General features: G+C 44.0%; 28 protein-coding genes and 1 pseudogene. 23 read left to right on the forward strand and 6 right to left on the reverse strand.

Features of this window, described 5'->3' with window-relative positions; genetic code table 11:
* Positions 1-149: 149 nt before the first annotated feature.
* Positions 150-1,409: a dicarboxylate/amino acid:cation symporter gene (locus WH214_RS10825; RefSeq protein ID WP_339422121.1), complete on the forward strand. Its 1,260-nt coding sequence runs from the start codon at positions 150-152 to the stop codon at positions 1,407-1,409.
* 55 nt (positions 1,410-1,464) lie between these two features.
* Here the strand turns inward: WH214_RS10825 and WH214_RS10830 are convergent, their stop codons facing one another.
* The 6 genes from WH214_RS10830 to WH214_RS10855 form a co-directional block, all read right to left on the reverse strand.
* Positions 1,465-2,409, reverse strand: a complete 945-nt coding sequence (locus WH214_RS10830) for a metal-dependent hydrolase (protein WP_339422122.1) — start codon at positions 2,407-2,409, stop codon at positions 1,465-1,467.
* Positions 2,410-2,549: 140 nt separating this feature from the next.
* On the reverse strand, positions 2,550-3,410 hold the full coding sequence (gene yihA / locus WH214_RS10835) for a ribosome biogenesis GTP-binding protein YihA/YsxC (RefSeq protein WP_339422123.1): 861 nt from the start codon (positions 3,408-3,410) through the stop codon (positions 2,550-2,552).
* A 103-nt stretch (positions 3,411-3,513) separates the two neighbouring features.
* Entirely contained in the window at positions 3,514-3,963 is a 450-nt protein-coding gene (locus WH214_RS10840) for an RrF2 family transcriptional regulator (protein ID WP_339993350.1), read from the reverse strand.
* Positions 3,964-4,052: 89 nt separating this feature from the next.
* Positions 4,053-5,261: an NO-inducible flavohemoprotein gene (gene hmpA, locus WH214_RS10845; RefSeq protein ID WP_067762922.1), complete on the reverse strand. Its 1,209-nt coding sequence runs from the start codon at positions 5,259-5,261 to the stop codon at positions 4,053-4,055.
* Between the two features lie 149 nt (positions 5,262-5,410).
* The gene (locus WH214_RS10850; protein ID WP_339422124.1) at positions 5,411-6,994 is read right to left on the reverse strand and encodes a helicase HerA-like domain-containing protein; all 1,584 of its coding nucleotides are present in this window, start codon (positions 6,992-6,994) and stop codon (positions 5,411-5,413) included.
* A gap of 8 nt (positions 6,995-7,002) precedes the next feature.
* Positions 7,003-8,211 (reverse strand): PLP-dependent transferase, encoded by a 1,209-nt coding sequence (locus WH214_RS10855; protein ID WP_339422125.1) that lies wholly within the window; start codon positions 8,209-8,211, stop codon positions 7,003-7,005.
* 161 nt (positions 8,212-8,372) lie between these two features.
* On the opposite strand from WH214_RS10855, the gene WH214_RS10860 reads away from it, so the two are divergent.
* From WH214_RS10860 to rplO, 22 genes and pseudogenes are all read left to right on the forward strand, one after another.
* Positions 8,373-9,110, forward strand: coding sequence for a type 1 glutamine amidotransferase (locus tag WH214_RS10860; RefSeq protein ID WP_339422126.1), 738 nt, complete (start codon positions 8,373-8,375; stop codon positions 9,108-9,110).
* Positions 9,111-9,374: 264 nt separating this feature from the next.
* Positions 9,375-9,686, forward strand: coding sequence for a 30S ribosomal protein S10 (gene rpsJ / locus WH214_RS10865; protein WP_000070912.1), 312 nt, complete (start codon positions 9,375-9,377; stop codon positions 9,684-9,686).
* Between the two features lie 60 nt (positions 9,687-9,746).
* Entirely contained in the window at positions 9,747-10,385 is a 639-nt protein-coding gene (rplC, locus tag WH214_RS10870) for a 50S ribosomal protein L3 (protein WP_004691328.1), read from the forward strand.
* A gap of 11 nt (positions 10,386-10,396) precedes the next feature.
* Positions 10,397-10,999, forward strand: coding sequence for a 50S ribosomal protein L4 (gene rplD / locus WH214_RS10875; protein WP_004691326.1), 603 nt, complete (start codon positions 10,397-10,399; stop codon positions 10,997-10,999).
* Positions 10,996-11,316 carry a 50S ribosomal protein L23 gene (rplW, locus tag WH214_RS10880; protein WP_004691323.1) on the forward strand — a complete coding sequence of 107 codons (321 nt, stop codon included), beginning with the start codon at positions 10,996-10,998 and terminating at the stop codon, positions 11,314-11,316. Before rplD ends, rplW begins: the two co-directional genes overlap by 4 nt.
* A gap of 11 nt (positions 11,317-11,327) precedes the next feature.
* On the forward strand, positions 11,328-12,152 hold the full coding sequence (gene rplB, locus WH214_RS10885) for a 50S ribosomal protein L2 (protein WP_004691322.1): 825 nt from the start codon (positions 11,328-11,330) through the stop codon (positions 12,150-12,152).
* Positions 12,153-12,171: 19 nt separating this feature from the next.
* Positions 12,172-12,447, forward strand: a complete 276-nt coding sequence (rpsS, locus tag WH214_RS10890) for a 30S ribosomal protein S19 (RefSeq protein WP_004281508.1) — start codon at positions 12,172-12,174, stop codon at positions 12,445-12,447.
* A gap of 9 nt (positions 12,448-12,456) precedes the next feature.
* Positions 12,457-12,786, forward strand: coding sequence for a 50S ribosomal protein L22 (gene rplV, locus WH214_RS10895; RefSeq protein ID WP_004691320.1), 330 nt, complete (start codon positions 12,457-12,459; stop codon positions 12,784-12,786).
* Position 12,787: 1 nt separating this feature from the next.
* A pseudogene (gene rpsC / locus WH214_RS10900) lies at positions 12,788-13,604 on the forward strand (30S ribosomal protein S3).
* Positions 13,544-13,957, forward strand: coding sequence for a 50S ribosomal protein L16 (gene rplP, locus WH214_RS10905; protein ID WP_004691317.1), 414 nt, complete (start codon positions 13,544-13,546; stop codon positions 13,955-13,957). The pseudogene rpsC and the gene rplP overlap by 61 nt, the downstream one beginning before the upstream one ends.
* Positions 13,957-14,154 (forward strand): 50S ribosomal protein L29, encoded by a 198-nt coding sequence (gene rpmC, locus WH214_RS10910; protein WP_004650482.1) that lies wholly within the window; start codon positions 13,957-13,959, stop codon positions 14,152-14,154. The genes rplP and rpmC overlap by 1 nt, the downstream gene beginning before the upstream one ends.
* Positions 14,151-14,408 (forward strand): 30S ribosomal protein S17, encoded by a 258-nt coding sequence (gene rpsQ / locus WH214_RS10915; RefSeq protein ID WP_004691314.1) that lies wholly within the window; start codon positions 14,151-14,153, stop codon positions 14,406-14,408. Before rpmC ends, rpsQ begins: the two co-directional genes overlap by 4 nt.
* Positions 14,409-14,500: 92 nt before the next feature.
* Entirely contained in the window at positions 14,501-14,869 is a 369-nt protein-coding gene (gene rplN, locus WH214_RS10920) for a 50S ribosomal protein L14 (protein ID WP_004657680.1), read from the forward strand.
* 9 nt (positions 14,870-14,878) lie between these two features.
* A complete protein-coding gene (rplX, locus tag WH214_RS10925; RefSeq protein ID WP_004691313.1) occupies positions 14,879-15,196 on the forward strand; it encodes a 50S ribosomal protein L24 in 318 nt (105 codons plus the stop codon).
* 15 nt (positions 15,197-15,211) lie between these two features.
* Entirely contained in the window at positions 15,212-15,748 is a 537-nt protein-coding gene (rplE, locus tag WH214_RS10930) for a 50S ribosomal protein L5 (protein WP_004691311.1), read from the forward strand.
* A 9-nt stretch (positions 15,749-15,757) separates the two neighbouring features.
* The gene (gene rpsN / locus WH214_RS10935) at positions 15,758-16,063 is read left to right on the forward strand and encodes a 30S ribosomal protein S14 (RefSeq protein WP_004691309.1); all 306 of its coding nucleotides are present in this window, start codon (positions 15,758-15,760) and stop codon (positions 16,061-16,063) included.
* Between the two features lie 12 nt (positions 16,064-16,075).
* Positions 16,076-16,471, forward strand: coding sequence for a 30S ribosomal protein S8 (gene rpsH / locus WH214_RS10940; RefSeq protein WP_004691308.1), 396 nt, complete (start codon positions 16,076-16,078; stop codon positions 16,469-16,471).
* 13 nt (positions 16,472-16,484) lie between these two features.
* Entirely contained in the window at positions 16,485-17,018 is a 534-nt protein-coding gene (gene rplF, locus WH214_RS10945; protein WP_004691306.1) for a 50S ribosomal protein L6, read from the forward strand.
* 14 nt (positions 17,019-17,032) lie between these two features.
* Positions 17,033-17,383 carry a 50S ribosomal protein L18 gene (gene rplR, locus WH214_RS10950; RefSeq protein ID WP_004650473.1) on the forward strand — a complete coding sequence of 117 codons (351 nt, stop codon included), beginning with the start codon at positions 17,033-17,035 and terminating at the stop codon, positions 17,381-17,383.
* Positions 17,384-17,385: 2 nt separating this feature from the next.
* Positions 17,386-17,883 carry a 30S ribosomal protein S5 gene (gene rpsE, locus WH214_RS10955; RefSeq protein ID WP_004691304.1) on the forward strand — a complete coding sequence of 166 codons (498 nt, stop codon included), beginning with the start codon at positions 17,386-17,388 and terminating at the stop codon, positions 17,881-17,883.
* A gap of 6 nt (positions 17,884-17,889) precedes the next feature.
* On the forward strand, positions 17,890-18,066 hold the full coding sequence (gene rpmD, locus WH214_RS10960) for a 50S ribosomal protein L30 (RefSeq protein ID WP_004691302.1): 177 nt from the start codon (positions 17,890-17,892) through the stop codon (positions 18,064-18,066).
* Between the two features lie 3 nt (positions 18,067-18,069).
* Entirely contained in the window at positions 18,070-18,510 is a 441-nt protein-coding gene (rplO, locus tag WH214_RS10965) for a 50S ribosomal protein L15 (protein ID WP_004691300.1), read from the forward strand.
* Positions 18,511-18,514 lie beyond the last annotated feature (4 nt).

Here is an 18,514-nt window from a genome sequence, read left to right on the forward strand (position 1 = left end):
AGCTAGAAGTTGAGCTTCAATTGTAATGGTCTCACCTTTTGGAGAGAGGCATATGGGGAAATGTGCAGTACTTGTGACAAAAAAATGCTCGATTCTAGTCCATTCACATGGCATAGTTTCCCAAAGAAATCTTTGAAAAGCATGAAGCTATGAGCTTAAACACGCAAATTCTAATTGCAGCGATCTTCGGGGTCATCTTCGGATTTATTTTAAATCTTTTCCCTGAGACCGCTTTTTTAGAGATGAGTTTGTATGGCATCGGGGTGGTTAGCAGTATTTTTATCGGTCTATTAAAAATGCTCCTGATTCCTCTCATTTTTAGCTCAATTGTGGTGGGGGTATCCAACTTACAAGCGGGTGGACAACTCTCCCGTGTTTGGAAAATTACGGTGGCATGTTGTGTCACCACCACGACTTTGGCGCTGATATTGGGTTTAAGCTGCGCGCATTTATTTGAAGTCGGTAAAGGTGTCGATATTGCCATGTTCCAAGACGCCATGGCCTCTCATCAAACTCCAGATACGCTCACTCCATCTTCGTTTTTTACGAACTTTATTCAAAATACGCTGATTAACCCATTCAAAGCTTTTGCCGAAGGCAATGTTTTAGCGGTAGTGGTTTTTGCGTTGTTCATAGGTGTAGCGCTCGTCAAAGGCGGCGAAAAATTCCGTACCGTGCGTAAGCTGAGTCAACAGTTCTTTGACATCATGATGTTGATGATTGGCTGGGTGATGAAGCTAGCCCCGCTAGGAATTTTTGCACTACTCGCCAAGTTGATTGCCACTGAAGACATTTCGGTATTGAGTCGTTTGGCTGAGTTTGCGGCTGTGGTAACGGGCACCACCATTTTTCATGGTTTGGTGGTTCTGCCGCTATTGCTGTGGATTTTTGGCAAGATGAATCCGATGACCTTTTTTAAAGGCACACGTGTGGCGTTAATTACTGCTTTTGCCACCAGTTCAAGCTCGGCAACTATGCCTTTATCACTCAAGTGTGCGCAAGAAAATCTTGGTGTACGTCCGCAAACGGCGGGCTTTGTGATTCCGTTGGGGACGCAGCTCAATATGGATGGTACTGCGCTGTATGAGGCAGCGGCAGCTTTGTTTATTGCCAACTTGATGGGGCTAGATTTGACCTTGAGTCAACAGTTGGTGGTGTGTCTGACGGCGATGATTGCCTCTTTAGGTGCTCCGGGAATTCCGAGTGCAGGCATGGTTACCATGATTATGGTATTGCAGTCTGTCGGGCTTCCTGCTGAAGCGATTGCGATTTTATTGCCGATTGATCGCTTACTGGATACCGTGCGTACTGTGGTAAATGTACAAGGCGACATGATGATTAGTGTGGTGGTGGATCGACATACCCAAGATTTGGATGCACCTTTGCCCAATTTATCGAATCCGTCTTAAGTTTTGCTCTAAAATAAAAAAAGCAGCTTAATAGCTGCTTTTTTTGTTTTAGGATTTAAGCGACTTTGAGCATGGCACGTTTTGCCGCAGGGGATTGGTCTAAGTAGGCAATGGCATCTTCTGTTTTGGCTTCGTGTACAGGGTCATACCACGGCACTAAATAGCCAAATTGCTGTGAGATGAGCCAGAGTGGACTTGGCAACACTTGATGATTCCGTTTAGAAATAGACAGCCACTCACGCCAAATCCAAGGTTTAAACAGACTGGGTTGAATCGACTTAAAGCGGTCATCTTGTTTCATAATATGAGCTGCACCATCGACCCATAAGCCCAGCACCGCAGCAATCACCACCAGACTCAAATAATAACGCGCAATGTAGCCACCACCTAAGTGTCGGTACAAATCAAATGCGACGGTACGGTGTTCAATTTCTTCTGCGCCGTGCCATTTGATCAAGTCTAACATCGCAGGGTCAGCGCCCATTTTTTCCCATTCGGTGTTGTCCAGTGCATATTTTCCAAGGACACAGGTCATGTGTTCTACCGTGGCGATAATACCGAGTCGAAATAGATCCCACTGGTGCTCCAGTGCTTTGGGCACAGTGAGATCTAGTGGTTTATCGGCCAGTAATTTTCCAAATAAGAAATCCATTAATTTGAGATTACGGGAGACATCAATATTTCTTTGGCTGAGATACTCTTTGTTGGCTGAGTTGTGTGCCTGCGCATGCATGGCTTCTTGGCGGATAAAGGCTTGTACATCTTGCTTCAGCTTTTCATCGCTAATTTGCGGTAAGACTTTGTTATAGAGGCGGCAGAACCAGAACTCACCTGCGGGCAAGATCATATTAATTTCATTGATGAAATAGCTGGCAAAAGGTTGGTTTGGAATCCAATCAATCGGACTGTCTTGCCACTCAAACTTAACTTTGCGGGGCTTAATTGTGTAGGCAATAGAGGAACGAATTTTGTTTTTTTTCAATCGAGACCATAATTTCATATGCTGACCTATTTTTATATGTGTTGAACTTTTTCACGGGCTGAATAAAGTCAGTATAAAAAAAAGTCCCCGATTGTGATTAGCAATAGGGGACACAGATACAGCAATAGATGATGCTTTTATAGGTTGGCGTTTAAAACTTAAGCCTCAGACTGTGGTTTGGTTTCCACATCGTCTTCAGCATCAAGATCTATAGCGGCTTCAGTATCTTCATCGAATTCTTCTGTATCCAGCTCATCGGCTGTCGCATCTGGAATGCTGCTTAAGTCAAAGTGTTGGGCTTGGTCTAAAGTAAAATTCAGTCGTCCGCCCATCACACTTGCCAGTTCTTCTAGGCCTTGTTTATTGAGGGAAGAGAACAATTGAATTGAGAAATCAAGTTTCATTTTTTTCAATTGGGCTTTAACTTCTTGTAATGCTTTAGAGGCAGGGCCACGGTTGAGTTTATCGGACTTAGTTAGCAGTACATGCACAAACAATTTACGTGAATAAGCCCATTCCAACATCATCACGTCAAAGTGCTGTAGCGGATGACGAATATCCATCAACAACACTAAGCCTTGTAGGCTTTTACGCTGAATCAGGTAGTTTTCTAACTCTTTTTGCCACACGATTTTCATCGCTTCAGGCACGGCTGCATAACCATAACCGGGTAAGTCGACGAGACGTTGATCGGGATTACCCAGACTGAAAAAGTTAATCATCTGCGTACGCCCTGGTCTTTTCGAGGCACGAGCCAATTGCTTTTGGTTGGTTAAGGCGTTGATCGCACTAGACTTACCTGCATTTGAACGACCCGCAAAGGCAATTTCATAACCTGTATCTTCTACACACAGGTTGAGCTTCGGAGCACTCATTAAAAACTCTGCTTTACGCAGCCAGTTGAGAGCGCGCACAGCATATTCAGTAACTGCAGAATCTACCTTTTTTTCATAGCTAATTTTTTGCTTTGGGGCAGCAGCAATTTTACTGTTTTTGGATTTTCCTCGGCTGTGGTGCATAACTCAACTTCAATTTATGATCTACAATCAGCCATTATAATGGAAGTCGAGCAGGCAATCGACCTTTGCAGCGTAAAGTCCGTAATCTTGTCTATAAAAGACCTTAATTTGCAAGATTGATCAGGTTAATCGGTGAGTGGGTCGTGAATTTATTATGAGCCTCAGTGCCCAGTACATCAGCTAATGTATATTGGTCTAAGCTGTGATAGAACTGATCCAGTGCTTGATCTAAGATCCCTTTCAGTCCGCAATTTGAACGGAGTACACAAGGTGGGGTGTTACATTCCACAATGTTCTGATCCGCTTGTAAGACCCGTACAATTTCGCCCAGTCTTAAATGGAGGGTTTCTGGATTGAGCCGAATTCCACCGCCACGACCACGTGCAGTAATAATCCACTGCTGTTTTGCCATAAAGTGTACGATTTTCATCAAGTGGTTTTCAGACACTTGTAGTGCTTGCGCCAGTTCTGCAATGGTATGCGGCAGTGCTTTCGGCTGTGAAACATACATCAGAATTCGCAAAGCATAATCGGTAAATTTATTGAGCTGCATGAGGGTACTGATCGTTGATAAGCAAAAAAACAAAGGGCTAGTCTAGCATAACCTGACTAACCCTCTCTATTTTATGCCGATGGCATGGGTTAGTGGTGAACACCACCTGTGCCAAAAGCTTCACTGTGAATATTTTCGGCAGGAACACCACGGGCTATCAGGGCTTTTTGTTGTTCTGCCATAAATGGCATTGGGCCGCATAAGTAGTAGTCAGCTTGAACAGGTAGAATCGCGCTATCGATTGTACTCAAATCAAGGCGACCCTTCGCATCATAATCTTGACCCAAAACATCGCTTTGATGTGGGAACTCATATGCAGTAAAGGTGCTTAAGCGCGGGTATTTGGCTTTTAAGTCATGAATGTGTTGTTTCATGGCATGCACTTGTTTGCTACGGCAGGCGTGTACAAAAGTCACAGGCTCTGGCATATCTAAAGTCACCAACTGATTTAGCATCGCCACCATTGGCGTGAGGCCAACACCACCACTAATAAAAACATTACGTTTGTTTGGGTCAATCAGGTAGAAGTTACCTGTTGGTGCAGACACTTCAATTTCAGCACCTTCGGCTAAACCATGCAGAGTATTTGACACCCAGCCTCCTGCCAAATCGCCTTTTTCATCTTCGCGTTTGACCGAGATACGTAAATAGTCAGCTTGAGGGCTAGTTGAAAGGGTGTATTGGCGAGGTTGTTTTAGACCAAGTTCCTCAACAAATACACGGACTGAAATGTACTGACCTGCTTCATATTTTGGTAAATCACCACCGTCCACAGGGGCAAGATAGAAAGAAGTGATTTCATCGCTTTCCACTACTTTCTTCGCGATTTTAAAGTTGCGCCAGCCTAACCAGCTACCTTTGGTTTGTTGATGTTGCTCATAAATCGCTTTTTCAGTGCTAATGAATAAATCAGCCAATTGACCATACGCTGTAGCCCAAGCATCAATCAATGGATCTTCCATTGAAATACTTAAAACTTCACTAATCGAATGGAGGAGGTTTTCCCCAACAATGTTGTAGTCAGGGGCTTGAATATTCAAGCTGACATGTTTGTGAGCGATTAGTTCAACCACAGGAAGCAATACAGAAGGATCTTCAATGTTTTCTGCATAGGCCAACACAGCACCCGCCAAAGCTTGGGCTTGAGCACCACTGCGTTGATGCCCCATATTAAAGGTTTCTTTTAAATTAGGATTATTGCCTAACATACGGTTATAAAAATAACCTGTGAGTGCGACACCGTTTTCACGAAGGACGGGAACAGTTGCTTTTACAAGGTCAATTTGCTGCGGAGTCATGTTTGATCTCTCTTGGCTATCATTTATAAGATGTATTTAAAATATACCTTTAAAGATGCAATGTAAATACATCTTTAAATAAAAGCTTAACTTTTATATGGGATATATGAATATCCCATAAGTTTTGATTTTTAGATTTAAAAAGTAGATCACTTACGACCAAACAAAGAGCCGAGTAAACCACGGACGATTTTTTGTCCCGTACTGCCCCCAAGGCTACGTGCTGCACTTTTAGCGAACGTCCCCACTGTATCTTGAATCAGCTTCTCACGCTGTTTTGCTTCACGTTCAGCTTCTTTCTGCTGTTCTTTCGCAATCCGCTCTTGCTCACGTGCTTGTTGCTTCGCTAGTGTTTCAGCTTCTTTGGCCTGCTGTTTCGCTAGCGCCTCTTGTTCTTTGGCTTGTTGTTTCTCTTGCTCTATCTGTACCGCTTGTTGTTGGCGTTCAACCACTTTATTTTGTAGAAGTTCAAAAGCACTTTCACGGTCTAGGCTTTTTTCATAAATGCCTGCCACGATACTTTGTGAAATTAAGGTTTGACGTTGCTCTGGGCTAATAGGACTGAAAGACGAGTAGGGTGGCATCACCCATGCGCGCTCCACGACTTGCGGCGTGCCTTGTTCATCTAAGCAACTAATCAAAGCTTCACCCACAGCTAGTTCAGTGATGGCTTGCTCAACCTTAAATTCAGGGTTGGCACGGAAGGTATCCGCAGCCGTTTTTACTGCTTTTTGATCTTTCGGGGTAAAGGCACGTAAGGCGTGTTGTACGCGATTACCGAGCTGTCCTAGGACGCTTTCAGGCAAATCCAGTGGGTTTTGCGTGACAAAGTAAATACCAACCCCTTTGGAGCGGATCAGGCGCACCACTTGTTCAATTTTTTCTTGCAGCGCTGCACTGGCATTATCAAACAGCAAATGCGCTTCATCAAAGAAGAACACTAGCTTGGGCTTGTCCATATCGCCAACCTCAGGCAGCTGTTCAAAGAGTTCAGAGAGCATCCAGAGCAGAAAAGTGGCATAGAGCTTTGGAGTATTCATGAGCTTGTCTGCGGCTAAGATATTGATATAGCCATGACCATTACTGTCGGTCTGAATAAAGTCTAGAATATTTAAGCTGGGCTCCCCGAAGAATTGATCACCGCCTTGATCGGCCAGTGCCAATAAATTCCGTTGAATCGCGCCAAGGCTGGCAGGAGATAGGTTGCCATATTCGGCTTTAAACTCTGCGGCATGTTCACTGACATAACCAATCATGGCTTTTAAGTCTTTAAAGTCGATCAGTAACATGCCTTGATCATCTGCAATACGAAATACCGCAGAAAGTACCCCTTCTTGGGTGTCATTTAAATTCAGCATACGTGCCAGCAACAGCGGGCCAATTTCGGTAATCGTGGTACGAATAGGATGACCTTGTTCAGCAAATAAATCCCAAAACACCACGGGTGAGGCAGCAAAGGGAATGCTGTCGATGCCTAAACTTTTAATGCGTTCATCAAATTTTGGGTTGGATGCGCCTGCCTGCGCTAAGCTGGAAACATCACCTTTGGCATCGGCTAAAAATACGGGCACCCCGAGTCTGGAAAAACTTTCAGCCAACACCTTCAGGGTTACGGTTTTACCTGTCCCTGTTGCCCCTGCAATTAAGCCATGACGGTTGGCAAACTTCGAGTGTAGAACAACATCTTGTTGGGTATTCGTGGTTTTCTTGGCAATGATGATCGGGGTGCTCATACTTCTTCCTATTCAATTTTTTTGTGATGGTTATTCAGTTGTTTTAGTGCGTTTTCTATATCTTGAATTAAATCGGCAGGATGTTCTAGTCCTATACAAAAGCGAACCAATAAACCTTGTTGTAAATGTGTATGCTCAAGTGCACGCATGTCTTTGAGGTCATACAGCATCACCAAACTCACAGGACCGCCCCAACTAAAGCCGAGTTTGAAGAGTGATAGGGCATCACAAAACTGACGAATATCCTGCAGATCAAATTCAGGCTTGAAAATGACACTGACCAAACCTGCACTGTGTTGATCGACACAAATGTCTTTCCAATATGAATGACCTGCAGCACTCGAGTCAGCAGGGTGTAAGACCTGCACAAATTCTGGTTGTTGTTTTAGCCATGCCAAGAGTTGCAACGCACTTTCAGACTGCGCGGCATAACGAATGCGCATTGATGCTAGACTGCGTTGGACTTGAGCAACATCATCCCCAGAGACGCTAATGCCTTGAATGGCATGCGTGCGAAAGAGTTGATGATGTAAAGCTCGCTCACGTGTCACGACTGAGCCCATTAAAATGTCTCCACCGCCACTTGGGTACTTGGTTAAAGCATGTACCGTCACATCTACACTTAAATGCTCATCACTAAAATCAAAAGCATTAAAGGCAAGACCAGCGCCCCATGTATTGTCTAAAGCAGTGAGCACATGATACGTTTGCGCCTTTTTCACCAGTCCAACCAAATCTGGAAATTCCAGTGTGACTGAGCCTGCTGCTTCTAGCCAAATCAGTTTTGCTTTTTCCGTCGGTTGGAAAGAGGACACATCAATAGGGTTATAAACACGAACATCAATGCCATAGTGTTTTTCTAGATTACGAAGATTCTCCATGTTTGGCCCGTAAATATTATCCGCTACCCAAACTTCATCACCATGACTTAAAAAACATGAGTTCACTAGGTTGATGGCAGATAAACCACTTGGTGCCAATAAGCAGTAGGTTCCACCCTCAATTTGTGCAATGTTATCGCCCAGTGTAAATGTGCTGGGGGTGCCATGGGTGCCATAACTATAGTCATAGTCATCGGTCCAATGGCGATTAAACAGTGCATCTGTATCTTTAAAAATAATTGTCGATGCACGATACAGGGGAGGTTGGACCGTTGAAATGTACTGAGGCGCTTGTCTTGGTGCATGAACCAAGGCAGTTTGCGGATTTTTTTTCACGAATTGACTCATCATAAAGCGCTAAATTGTTTTTAGCTTAAGAGAAAGTTTCTAAATAGGCGAGAAAATTGAACAAATGTGAATAAAGGTAAGCAAAATAAAAAGTTGGCGTCAATTTTGCTAAATCATCGATAAGGATAGTAAAAAGAAGGCATAAGCGCATGACGTCGCATTTAAAAGTACATTATTTTCAGCATATTGCTGGTGAAGGGTTCGGCAGTTGCTATACGTATTTAAAACAACAAGGTGCAGTGATCAGTGCAACAGAGTTTTTTGCTTTACCTATAGATCAAGCCTTAGAGATAGAGGCTTTACCGAGCATTGAGGATGTTGACTTACTCATCATTATGGGCGGTACCATGAGTGTGAATGATGAAGTGAATTTTCCATGGTTAAAGATCGAGAAGCGTTGGTTAAGACGTTACTTGGCCGCAGGAAAACCCGCGATTGGTTTATGCTTGGGTGGGCAATTGATTGCCAATGCGCTCGGTGCCGCGGTCAGTCGCAATGAACAACAGGAGTTGGGTTGGGCGACAGTACGCAAAATCCAGCACGTCCCAACAGAATGCTTTGAGTTACCTGAACAGTTTAATGTGATGCAATGGCATAGCGAGACCTTTGAAATTCCAAAAGGTGCTGTACATTTGGCTGAAAATACCGTCTGTCGTAATCAAATGTACCAAATTGGAAAGAATGTATTGGGTTTTCAATTTCACCCAGAGATCGTGCCAGAAACCTTGGCACTCTTTTTAGAAAATGATGACGAACTGAATAAGTTTTCGGGGCAATACGTGGCAACTGAAACAGAATTGAAAAAATCGCCGAAATTAAACTTTATTGAGGGAAATCAAATTCTTAATAATGCAATTGATTATGTGTTACGGCAAACAGTCTGTTGATGCTTTTTTAAGCTACTGATAATCCAAACAAATTGAATATATTGTAAAAAACCAAAAATGGATTTGCTTATGCATTAAACAATGGCTATAATGAGCGACCCTTTAATGAAAGGGGGTTAACTGCGAATAAAGTAGTTAACATCGTGACAGTCGTGGCATCGATCATGACCTTAGTGATATTTCACTGCTCTTGACACTTACCTTTTAGTGGGGTGAGATGCGTCAGGAGTGATTCTTTATATATTTGGCTTGGAGTTTACTGGTATGTCTAACCAGAGAATTCGTATCCGTTTGAAGTCTTTTGATCACCGTTTAATTGATCAATCAGCTCAAGAAATCGTAGAAACAGCAAAACGTACTGGTGCACAAGTTTGTGGTCCAATTCCAATGCCTACACGCATTGAACGTTTTAACGTTTTAACATCACCACACGTTAACAAAGATGCGCGTGACCAATACGAGATCCGCACTTATAAACGTTTGATCGACATCGTTCAGCCTACAGACAAAACTGTAGATGCATTGATGAAGTTAGATCTTGCAGCTGGTGTTGATGTTCAGATCGCATTGGGTTAAGGCTTTCGGGTTAATTAACGCTCTAAGTTAATTAGGCCGCTTTTTTAGAGGTTTATGCACATGGCTATTGGTTTAGTCGGTCGCAAGTGCGGTATGACACGTATCTTTACAGATGCTGGTGTTTCTGTGCCTGTTACAGTGATTGAGGTTGATCCTAACCGCATCACTCAAATCAAAACGCTTGAAACTGATGGTTATCAAGCGATTCAAATCACTACTGGTGAACGTCGCGAATCTCGCGTAACTAACGCTCAGAAAGGTCACTTCGCGAAAGCGGGTGTTGCTGCTGGTCGTCTAGTTCAAGAATTCCGTGCAACAGAAGCTGATCTTGAAGGTCGTGAAGTTGGTGGAACTATCGGTGTAGACATGTTCACAGTTGGTCAAGTTGTTGACGTAACTGGTCAGTCGAAAGGTAAAGGTTTCCAAGGTGGTGTTAAGCGTTGGAATTTCCGTACGCAAGATGCTACTCACGGTAACTCACTTTCTCACCGTGTTCTGGGTTCTACAGGTCAAAACCAGACTCCTGGTCGCGTGTTCAAAGGCAAAAAAATGGCTGGCCATTTAGGTGCTGAGCGCGTAACTGTGCAGGGTCTAGAAATTGTATCTATCGACGCAGAACGTTCAGTTTTAGTAGTGAAAGGTGCGATTCCTGGCGCTACTGGTGGTGACGTAACTGTTCGTCCTACGATCAAGGCCTGAGGGGAAATAACGTGAATTTAAATACTGTTTCCGGCTCTGCTGTTGAATTATCAGAAGTTGCGTTCGGTCGTGAATTCAATGAAGCTCTTGTACACCAGGTTGTTACAGCTTATTTAGCTGGTGGCCGTCAAGGTTCAAAAGCTCAGAAATCACGTGCAGACGTTTCTGGCGGTGGCAAAAAGCCATTCCGTCAAAAAGGTACTGGTCGCGCTCGTGCTGGTTCTATTCGTAGCCCAATCTGGGTAGGTGGTGGTAAAACTTTTGCTGCTCGCCCACAAGATTGGTCTCAAAAAGTTAACCGCAAAATGTATCGCGGTGCAATGCAATGTATCTTAGCTGAACTTGTTCGCCAAGATCGTCTTGTATTGGTTGAAGAGTTTGCTGTTGCTGCTCCAAAAACTAAAGAGTTGCTTGCAAAACTTAACGACTTGAATGCTACTCGTGCATTGATCGTTACAGAATCTGTAGATGAGAATCTATACCTTGCAGCGCGCAACATTCCACACGTTGATGTGGTTGATGCTGCTGCTATCGATCCTGTTAGCTTGATTGCGTTCGATAAAGTTGTTATGTCTGTAGCTGCTGCTAAGAAAATTGAGGTAGAACTCGGATGAACAACGAACGTATCTATCAAGTCCTACAAGGACCTGTATTCTCAGAAAAAGCACAAGTTTTAGGCGAAACTGCTGGTGTTCAAGTTTTCAAAGTTGCACTTGATGCAAACAAACTTGAAATCAAAAAAGCTGTTGAGCAATTGTTTGGTGTTCAAGTTGTTAAAGTTAACACAACGATCACTAAAGGTAAGACTAAACGCTTTGGTAAAACATTAGGACGTCGTTCTGATGTTAAAAAAGCATACGTCACCCTGAAAGCTGGCCAAGATGTTGAAATGGCTGACTTGGGCGATACCGCTGAAAGCGCAGCGGAATAAGGACGAGAATTATGCCAATTCAAAAATGTAAGCCAACGTCTCCTGGACGTCGCTTTGTAGAGAAAGTCGTTCACGACCATCTTCACAAAGGTGCGCCTTATGCTCCGTTGGTTGAAGCTAAAAAACGTACTGGTGGTCGTAATAACAACGGTCACATCACGACTCGTCACGTTGGTGGCGGTCACAAGCAGCACTACCGTCTAGTTGACTTTAAACGTAACAAAGATGGTATTCCTGCAACTGTAGAGCGTATTGAATACGATCCTAACCGTACAGCACACATTGCACTAGTATTGTATGCTGATGGTGAGCGTCGCTACATCATCGCGCCTAAAGGCCTTCGCGCTGGCGATAAAGTTCAATCTGGTAACGATGCTCCAATTCGTCCAGGTAACTGTTTACCGCTTCGCAACATGCCTATCGGTTCTACTCTTCACAACATCGAACTTAAAATCGGTAAAGGCGCGCAATTAGCTCGTTCTGCTGGTACTTCAGTTCAGTTGTTGGGTCGTGACGGTTCTTACGCTATCGTTCGTTTACGTTCTGGTGAAATGCGTAAAATTCACGTTGAGTGCCGTGCAGTTCTTGGTGAAGTTTCTAACCAAGAAAGCAACCTTCGTTCACTTGGTAAAGCAGGTGCAGCACGCTGGCGTGGCGTTCGTCCTACCGTTCGTGGTATGGCGATGAACCCAGTAGATCACCCGCACGGTGGTGGTGAAGGTCGTAGCAAAGGTATTCAACCTGTAAGCCCATGGGGTCAAAAAGCTAAAGGGTACAAGACACGTACCAATAAGCGTACGACTAAGATGATTATTCGCGACCGTCGCGTTAAGTAACAAGTAAAGGAATCTGACAATGCCTCGTTCTCTGAAAAAAGGCCCATTCGTCGATGCGCACTTGTTCGCTAAGGTTGAAGCGGCTATCGCGGCTAATAACCGTAAGCCGATCAAAACTTGGTCGCGTCGTTCGATGATCCTCCCAGATTTTGTTGGTTTAACAATTTCTGTACATAATGGCCGTAACCATGTTCCAGTGATCGTATCTGAACATATGGTTGGTCACAAACTTGGTGAATTCGCGCCAACTCGTACCTATCGTGGTCACGGTGTTGACAAGAAATCTAAACGTTAAGGTGCTATGATGGAAGTTACTGCTAAATTACGCGGTGCCGCTATCTCGGCACAAAAAACTCGTTTGGTTGCAGACCTAATCCGTGGCAAATCTGTTGCTCACGCGCTTAATATTCTCAACTTCAGCAACAAAAAAGCTGCAGTTTTGGTTAAAAAAGCATTGGAATCTGCAATTGCAAACGCTGAACACAATAACAGTTTAGATGTAGACGACCTTAAGGTTACTACGATTTACGTTGATGAAGGCACTAGCCTTAAACGTATTATGCCACGTGCTAAAGGCCGTGCAGATCGTATTACTAAGCGTACTTGTCACATTACCGTTAAGGTAGGGGTTTGATATGGGTCAGAAGGTTCATCCAATCGGTATCCGCCTTGGTGTTGTAAAACGTCATAACGCCAACTGGTATGCGAGTCCGAAACAATACGCTGAATACTTGCTTAAAGATCTTCAAGTTCGTGAGTTTTTAACTAAAAAACTTAAGAATGCAATGATCAGCAATATTCTTATCGAACGTCCTACGGGCGCTGCTAAAGTAACTATTAGCACTGCACGTCCTGGTATCGTTATCGGTAAAAAAGGCGAAGACATTGAGAAACTACAGCGTGAACTTACTCAAATTATGGGTATTCCAGCGCAAGTAAGCATCAATGAAATCGATCGCCCAGACTTAGACGCTCGTTTAGTTGCTGAAGCTATCGCTTCTCAATTAGAAAAACGTGTAATGTTCCGTCGTGCTATGAAGCGTGCGGTTCAAAACACAATGCGTGCTGGTGCTAAAGGTATCAAAGTTGAAGTATCAGGCCGTTTAGGTGGTGCTGAGATTGCTCGTACTGAGTGGTATCGTGAAGGTCGCGTACCTTTGCATACACTTCGTGCAGACATCGATTATTCAACTATGCGTGCTGAAACGACTTACGGTACGATTGGTGTTAAAGTTTGGATCTTCCGTGGTGAGATCTTGGGTGGCATGAAACAAGTCATGAACCCAGCTCCAGCTGAAGAACGTCCAGCTAAACGCGGTCGTGGTCGTGGTGAAGGTCAAGAGCGTCGTGGTCGTCGCAATGATCGTTCTGCTGAAAAAGGAGAATAATCCATGTTACAACCTAAACGTACTAAATTCCGTAAAGTGCAGAAAGGCCGTAACACTGGTCTAGCTCACCGCGGTAGCTCGGTATCTTTTGGTACAATCGCACTTAAATCTGTTGAGCGTGGTCAAATGACTGCTCGTCAAATTGAAGCAGCGCGTCGTACAATCAGCCGTCGTATTAAACGTGGTGGTAAGATCTTTATCCGTGTTTTCCCAGACAAGCCGATTACTTCTAAGCCTCTTGAAGTGCGTATGGGTAAAGGTAAAGGTTCTGTGGAATACTGGGTTTGTCAAATCAAACCAGGTAAAGTCTTGTACGAAATTGATGGTGTTAACGAAGAATTGGCTCGCGAAGCGTTTACGCTTGCAGCTGCTAAACTTCCGTTTAAAACCACTATCGTGACTCGGACGGTAATGTAATGAAAACTAAAGATCTACGTGAAAAGTCGGTAGAAGAGTTGACAGCTTTGCTTGATGAGCAACAGCTTAACCAATTCCGTCTTCGTATGGCAAAAGCAACTGGTCAATTGGGTAAATCGCACGAAGTTGCACTTACTCGTAAGACAATTGCTCGTATTAAGACACTCCTTACCGAAAAACAGGGGAACGGACAATGAGTGAACAAACAGTTCGCACGTTAACCGGCAAAGTAGTAAGCGACAAAATGGACAAGTCTATTGTTGTACTTATCGAACGCCGCGTTCAACACCCGTTGTATGGCAAATCAATCCGCCGTTCAACTAAATTACATGCTCACGATGAGAACAACACAGCTAAAACTGGCGACGTTGTGACTATCAAAGAAAGCCGCCCAATTTCTAAAACTAAGTCTTGGACTCTAGTTGAAGTTGTTGAAGCTGCTGCTGAGTAATTAGACGTATCTGTTGCATCATCGGTTAATTTCGAGTACTCTTTGAGCCTTTCGAAATTGTGACCGGTGATGCTCGGTTTTGGAGTAGGGCAATGATTCAAACCGAAAGTATGCTAGACGTAGCAGACAATAGTGGTGCTCGCCGCGTACAATGTATTAAAGTACTTGGTGGTTCACACCGTCGTTATGCTTCTGTTGGCGACATTATTAAAGTTACTGTAAAAGAAGCTATTCCACGCGCACGTGTTAAAAAAGGTGACGTGATGAATGCTGTTGTAGTTCGTACAAAATTCGGTATCCGTCGTCCAGACGGTTCAGTGATTCGTTTCGACGATAACGCTGCTGTTATTTTGAACAACAACAAAGCGCCGATTGCAACTCGTATTTTCGGACCAGTGACTCGTGAACTTCGTACTGAACAGTTCATGAAAATTATTTCACTGGCTCCTGAAGTTCTATAAGAGGCAATCATGGCTAAGATTAAAAAAGGCGATCAAGTTATTGTGATCGCAGGTAAAGAAAAAGGCAAACAGGGTACTGTTCTGTCTGTTTCAAATGACCGTGTTATGGTTGAAGGCCTTAACTTGGTTAAGAAGCATCAAAAGCCGAACCGTGCAACAGGTGCTGAAGGCGCTGTAGTTACACAAGAAGCTTCGCTTCATATCTCTAACGTGGCAATTTTTAATGCTACAACCCAAAAGGCTGACCGTGTTGGTTACCAAGTGACTGAAGGCGTGAAAACTCGCGTTTACAAGTCAAATGGTGAATCAGTGGCGGTAGCGAAGTAATAGGTTGAAAAGGCAATGGCCAGACTTAAAACGCGTTACAACGACGAACTTAAGGCTCAATTACAAGAGACTTTAGCCGTTAAAAATGTGATGGATATTCCTCGCATTACTAAAATCACGATCAACATGGGTGTTGGCGCAGCTGCTGCTGACAAAAAACTCCTTGATGGTGCTCTTGCTGATATGCAAGCTATCGCTGGTCAAAAACCAGTTCTTACGTTAGCTCGCAAATCAATCGCTGGTTTCAAAATCCGTGATGGTTGGCCGATTGGTTGTAAAGTTACTTTACGCGGCGAACGCATGTACGAATTCTTAGACCGTCTAATCTCGATTGCGATCCCTCGTATCCGTGACTTCCGTGGTTTCTCTGCGAAATCATTTGACGGTCGCGGCAACTACTCAATGGGTCTTAAGGAACAAATCATGTTCCCTGAAATCGATTTTGATAAGATTGATCGTATTCGTGGTATGGATATTACCATCACTACGACTGCTCGCACCGATGACGAAGGCCGTGCGCTTATGCGTGCATTCGGCTTCCCGTTCAAATAAGAGGTCGATATGGCTAAGAAAAGTATGATTAATCGCGAATTGAAACGCGAAGCTACTGTTGCTAAATACGCTGCAAAACGTGCTGAATTAAAAGCTGTTATTGCAAACGTAAATGCTAGCGACGAAGAGCGTTTCGAAGCGATGATGAAATTCCAAGCATTACCACGTAATGCGTCTCCAGTACGTTTACGTAACCGTTGTGGTTTAACTGGTCGTCCTCATGGTTACTTCCGTAAGTTCGGTTTAAGCCGTAACAAATTACGCGATACAGTAATGCAAGGTGATGTACCGGGCGTTGTTAAGGCAAGCTGGTAAGGAGCGCTATAGATGAGTATGCAAGATACCGTTGCCGACATGTTAACTCGTGTTCGTAACGCGCAAATGGCAAAGAAACAAACAGTTTCTATGCCTAACTCTAAGTTGAAGGTTGCTATTGCAAACGTCCTTCAACAAGAAGGTTACATTTCAAATGTAGAAGTTGCTGATGCTGAAGGCAAAGCAACTCTTACTTTGACTTTAAAGTATTTCGAAGGCAAACCAGTTATCGAAACTGTGAAACGCGTAAGCCGTCCAGGTCTACGTCAGTATCGCGGTAAAGATGCACTTCCGAGCGTTAAGCAAGGTTTAGGTATTGCAATTGTTTCTACAAGCAAAGGCATCATGACTGATCGCGCTGCACGTGCTGCAGGTATCGGTGGTGAAGTTATTGCTTTTGTTTCTTAATAGGTGATTCCTCATGTCTCGTGTGGCTAAAGCCCCAGTAACTGTACCTAACGGTGTAACAGTTACTCAGAACGGCCGGCAGGTCGAAGTGAAAGGTAGCAAAGGTACTTTGTCTTTCACCCTGCATGCGCTGGTCGAGCTTAAACAGGAAGACGGTATTTTAGCGATTGCTCCAAAAGCTGAGTCGAAAGACGCTTGGATGCAAGCTGGTACTGCTCGCGCTGTGCTTAACAACCTTGTAAAAGGTGTGAGCGAAGGCTTCGAACGTAAGTTACAACTTATCGGTGTTGGTTATAAAGCTGCGGTTAAAGGTAACATTGTTAACCTTAACCTTGGTTTCTCTCACCCGATCGACTATACGCTTCCTGAAGGTGTAACTGCTGAAACTCCTACAGCAACTGAAATTGTTCTTAAATCTGCTGATAAAGCACGTTTAGGTCAGGTTGCTGCAGATATCCGTGGTTACCGTCCACCAGAGCCTTATAAAGGTAAAGGTGTTCGTTATTCTGACGAAGTTGTACTTCGTAAAGAAGCTAAGAAGAAATAAGGCGCGAGGTTCTTATGAACGAAAAGAAACAATCCCGTTTGCGTCGTGCGAAAAGCACACGCTTGCACATCCGTGCGTTGGGTGCGACTCGTTTGTGTGTAAACCGCACTCCGCGTCACATCTACGCTCAAGTTATTTCAGCAGATGGTGGCAAAGTTTTAGCGCAAGCTTCAACTTTAGATGCTACTTTACGTGCTGGCACAACTGGTAACGTTGAAGCAGCTACTAAAGTAGGTGCTTTAATCGCAGAACGCGCTAAAGCAGCTGGTGTTACTAAAGTTGCATTTGACCGTTCTGGTTTCAAATATCATGGTCGTATCAAAGCCTTGGCTGATGCTGCTCGTGAAAACGGCTTGGAGTTCTAATCATGGCTAAAGTTGAACAAAACGAAGGTCTTGTTGAAAAGCTGGTTGCCGTTGATCGTGTAGCCAAAGTTGTTAAGGGTGGTCGTATCTTCTCTTTCACAGCGTTGACTGTGGTTGGTGATGGTAATGGTCGTGTAGGTTTTGGTCGTGGTAAAGCACGTGAAGTTCCAGCTGCTATTTCTAAAGCACTTGAAGCTGCTCGTCGCAACATGATTACTGTTGACCTTGTTAACGGTACTGTACAGCACCCTATTAACGCGCGTCACGGTGCAAGCCGTGTTTACATGCAGCCTGCTTCTGAAGGTACTGGTGTAATCGCTGGTGGTGCTATGCGTGCAGTTCTAGAAGCTGTAGGCGTACGTAACGTATTAACAAAATGTTATGGTTCTACTAACGCTGCAAACGTAGTAAACGCGACTTTTAATGGTCTGCGTGATATGACTTCTCCTGAGAAGGTTGCTGCGAAACGTGGTCTTACAGTAGAACAAATTCAAGGGTAATCAATCATGAAAACGATTAAAGTTACCCAGACTAAATCTTCTGCGCATCGCTTGAAAAATCACAAGCTTAGCCTACAAGGTTTAGGTCTGCGTCGTATTGGTCATACTGTAGAAGTGCAAGATACGCCTTCTAACCGTGGTATGATCAACCAAGTCTACTATATGGTTAGTGTAGAGGAATAAGCCATGACTCTGCGTTTAAATGAGCTTGCACCTGCTGAAGGTGCAAAACGTGAAAATCGTCGTCTAGGCCGTGGTATCGGTTCTGGCGTTGGTAAGACTGGTGGCCGTGGTGTCAAAGGTCAGAATTCACGTAAGAGCGGTGGTACTCGTCCAGGCTTTGAAGGTGGTCAAACTGCGTTATATCGTCGTTTACCTAAATTCGGTTTCACTAGCCAAATCGCTTTGAAAACTGCTGAAGTACGTTTATCTGAGCTTACTAAAGTGGAAGGTGACATCGTTAGCCTGGAAACTTTAAAAGCTGCAAACGTTGTACGTAAAGATATGTTACGTGCTCGTATCGTACTTTCTGGTGAAATTACTCGTGCATTCACTGTTCAAGGTGTTGCTGTGACTAAAGGCGCTAAAGCTGCTGTTGAAGCTGCTGGCGGTAAAGTCGAGGAGTAATCGC

Source organism: Acinetobacter sp. MYb191 (assembly GCF_037572605.1).
Lineage (GTDB): Bacteria > Pseudomonadota > Gammaproteobacteria > Pseudomonadales > Moraxellaceae > Acinetobacter > Acinetobacter johnsonii.

Bases quoted from the DNA above. Each gene is read 5' to 3' on its own strand.
- WH214_RS10825 (WP_339422121.1), top strand. From the start codon at position 150: ATGAGCTTAAACACGCAAATTCTAATTGCAGCGATCTTCGGGGTCATC.
- WH214_RS10830 (WP_339422122.1), bottom strand. From the start codon at position 2,409: ATGAAATTATGGTCTCGATTGAAAAAAAACAAAATTCGTTCCTCTATT.
- yihA (WP_339422123.1), bottom strand. From the start codon at position 3,410: ATGCACCACAGCCGAGGAAAATCCAAAAACAGTAAAATTGCTGCTGCC.
- WH214_RS10840 (WP_339993350.1), bottom strand. From the start codon at position 3,963: ATGCAGCTCAATAAATTTACCGATTATGCTTTGCGAATTCTGATGTAT.
- hmpA (WP_067762922.1), bottom strand. From the start codon at position 5,261: ATGACTCCGCAGCAAATTGACCTTGTAAAAGCAACTGTTCCCGTCCTT.
- WH214_RS10850 (WP_339422124.1), bottom strand. From the start codon at position 6,994: ATGAGCACCCCGATCATCATTGCCAAGAAAACCACGAATACCCAACAA.
- WH214_RS10860 (WP_339422126.1), top strand. From the start codon at position 8,373: ATGACGTCGCATTTAAAAGTACATTATTTTCAGCATATTGCTGGTGAA.
- rpsJ (WP_000070912.1), top strand. From the start codon at position 9,375: ATGTCTAACCAGAGAATTCGTATCCGTTTGAAGTCTTTTGATCACCGT.
- rplC (WP_004691328.1), top strand. From the start codon at position 9,747: ATGGCTATTGGTTTAGTCGGTCGCAAGTGCGGTATGACACGTATCTTT.
- rplW (WP_004691323.1), top strand. From the start codon at position 10,996: ATGAACAACGAACGTATCTATCAAGTCCTACAAGGACCTGTATTCTCA.
- rplB (WP_004691322.1), top strand. From the start codon at position 11,328: ATGCCAATTCAAAAATGTAAGCCAACGTCTCCTGGACGTCGCTTTGTA.
- rpsS (WP_004281508.1), top strand. From the start codon at position 12,172: ATGCCTCGTTCTCTGAAAAAAGGCCCATTCGTCGATGCGCACTTGTTC.
- rplV (WP_004691320.1), top strand. From the start codon at position 12,457: ATGGAAGTTACTGCTAAATTACGCGGTGCCGCTATCTCGGCACAAAAA.
- rplP (WP_004691317.1), top strand. From the start codon at position 13,544: ATGTTACAACCTAAACGTACTAAATTCCGTAAAGTGCAGAAAGGCCGT.
- rpmC (WP_004650482.1), top strand. From the start codon at position 13,957: ATGAAAACTAAAGATCTACGTGAAAAGTCGGTAGAAGAGTTGACAGCT.
- rpsQ (WP_004691314.1), top strand. From the start codon at position 14,151: ATGAGTGAACAAACAGTTCGCACGTTAACCGGCAAAGTAGTAAGCGAC.
- rplN (WP_004657680.1), top strand. From the start codon at position 14,501: ATGATTCAAACCGAAAGTATGCTAGACGTAGCAGACAATAGTGGTGCT.
- rplX (WP_004691313.1), top strand. From the start codon at position 14,879: ATGGCTAAGATTAAAAAAGGCGATCAAGTTATTGTGATCGCAGGTAAA.
- rplE (WP_004691311.1), top strand. From the start codon at position 15,212: ATGGCCAGACTTAAAACGCGTTACAACGACGAACTTAAGGCTCAATTA.
- rpsN (WP_004691309.1), top strand. From the start codon at position 15,758: ATGGCTAAGAAAAGTATGATTAATCGCGAATTGAAACGCGAAGCTACT.
- rpsH (WP_004691308.1), top strand. From the start codon at position 16,076: ATGAGTATGCAAGATACCGTTGCCGACATGTTAACTCGTGTTCGTAAC.
- rplF (WP_004691306.1), top strand. From the start codon at position 16,485: ATGTCTCGTGTGGCTAAAGCCCCAGTAACTGTACCTAACGGTGTAACA.
- rplR (WP_004650473.1), top strand. From the start codon at position 17,033: ATGAACGAAAAGAAACAATCCCGTTTGCGTCGTGCGAAAAGCACACGC.
- rpsE (WP_004691304.1), top strand. From the start codon at position 17,386: ATGGCTAAAGTTGAACAAAACGAAGGTCTTGTTGAAAAGCTGGTTGCC.
- rpmD (WP_004691302.1), top strand. From the start codon at position 17,890: ATGAAAACGATTAAAGTTACCCAGACTAAATCTTCTGCGCATCGCTTG.
- rplO (WP_004691300.1), top strand. From the start codon at position 18,070: ATGACTCTGCGTTTAAATGAGCTTGCACCTGCTGAAGGTGCAAAACGT.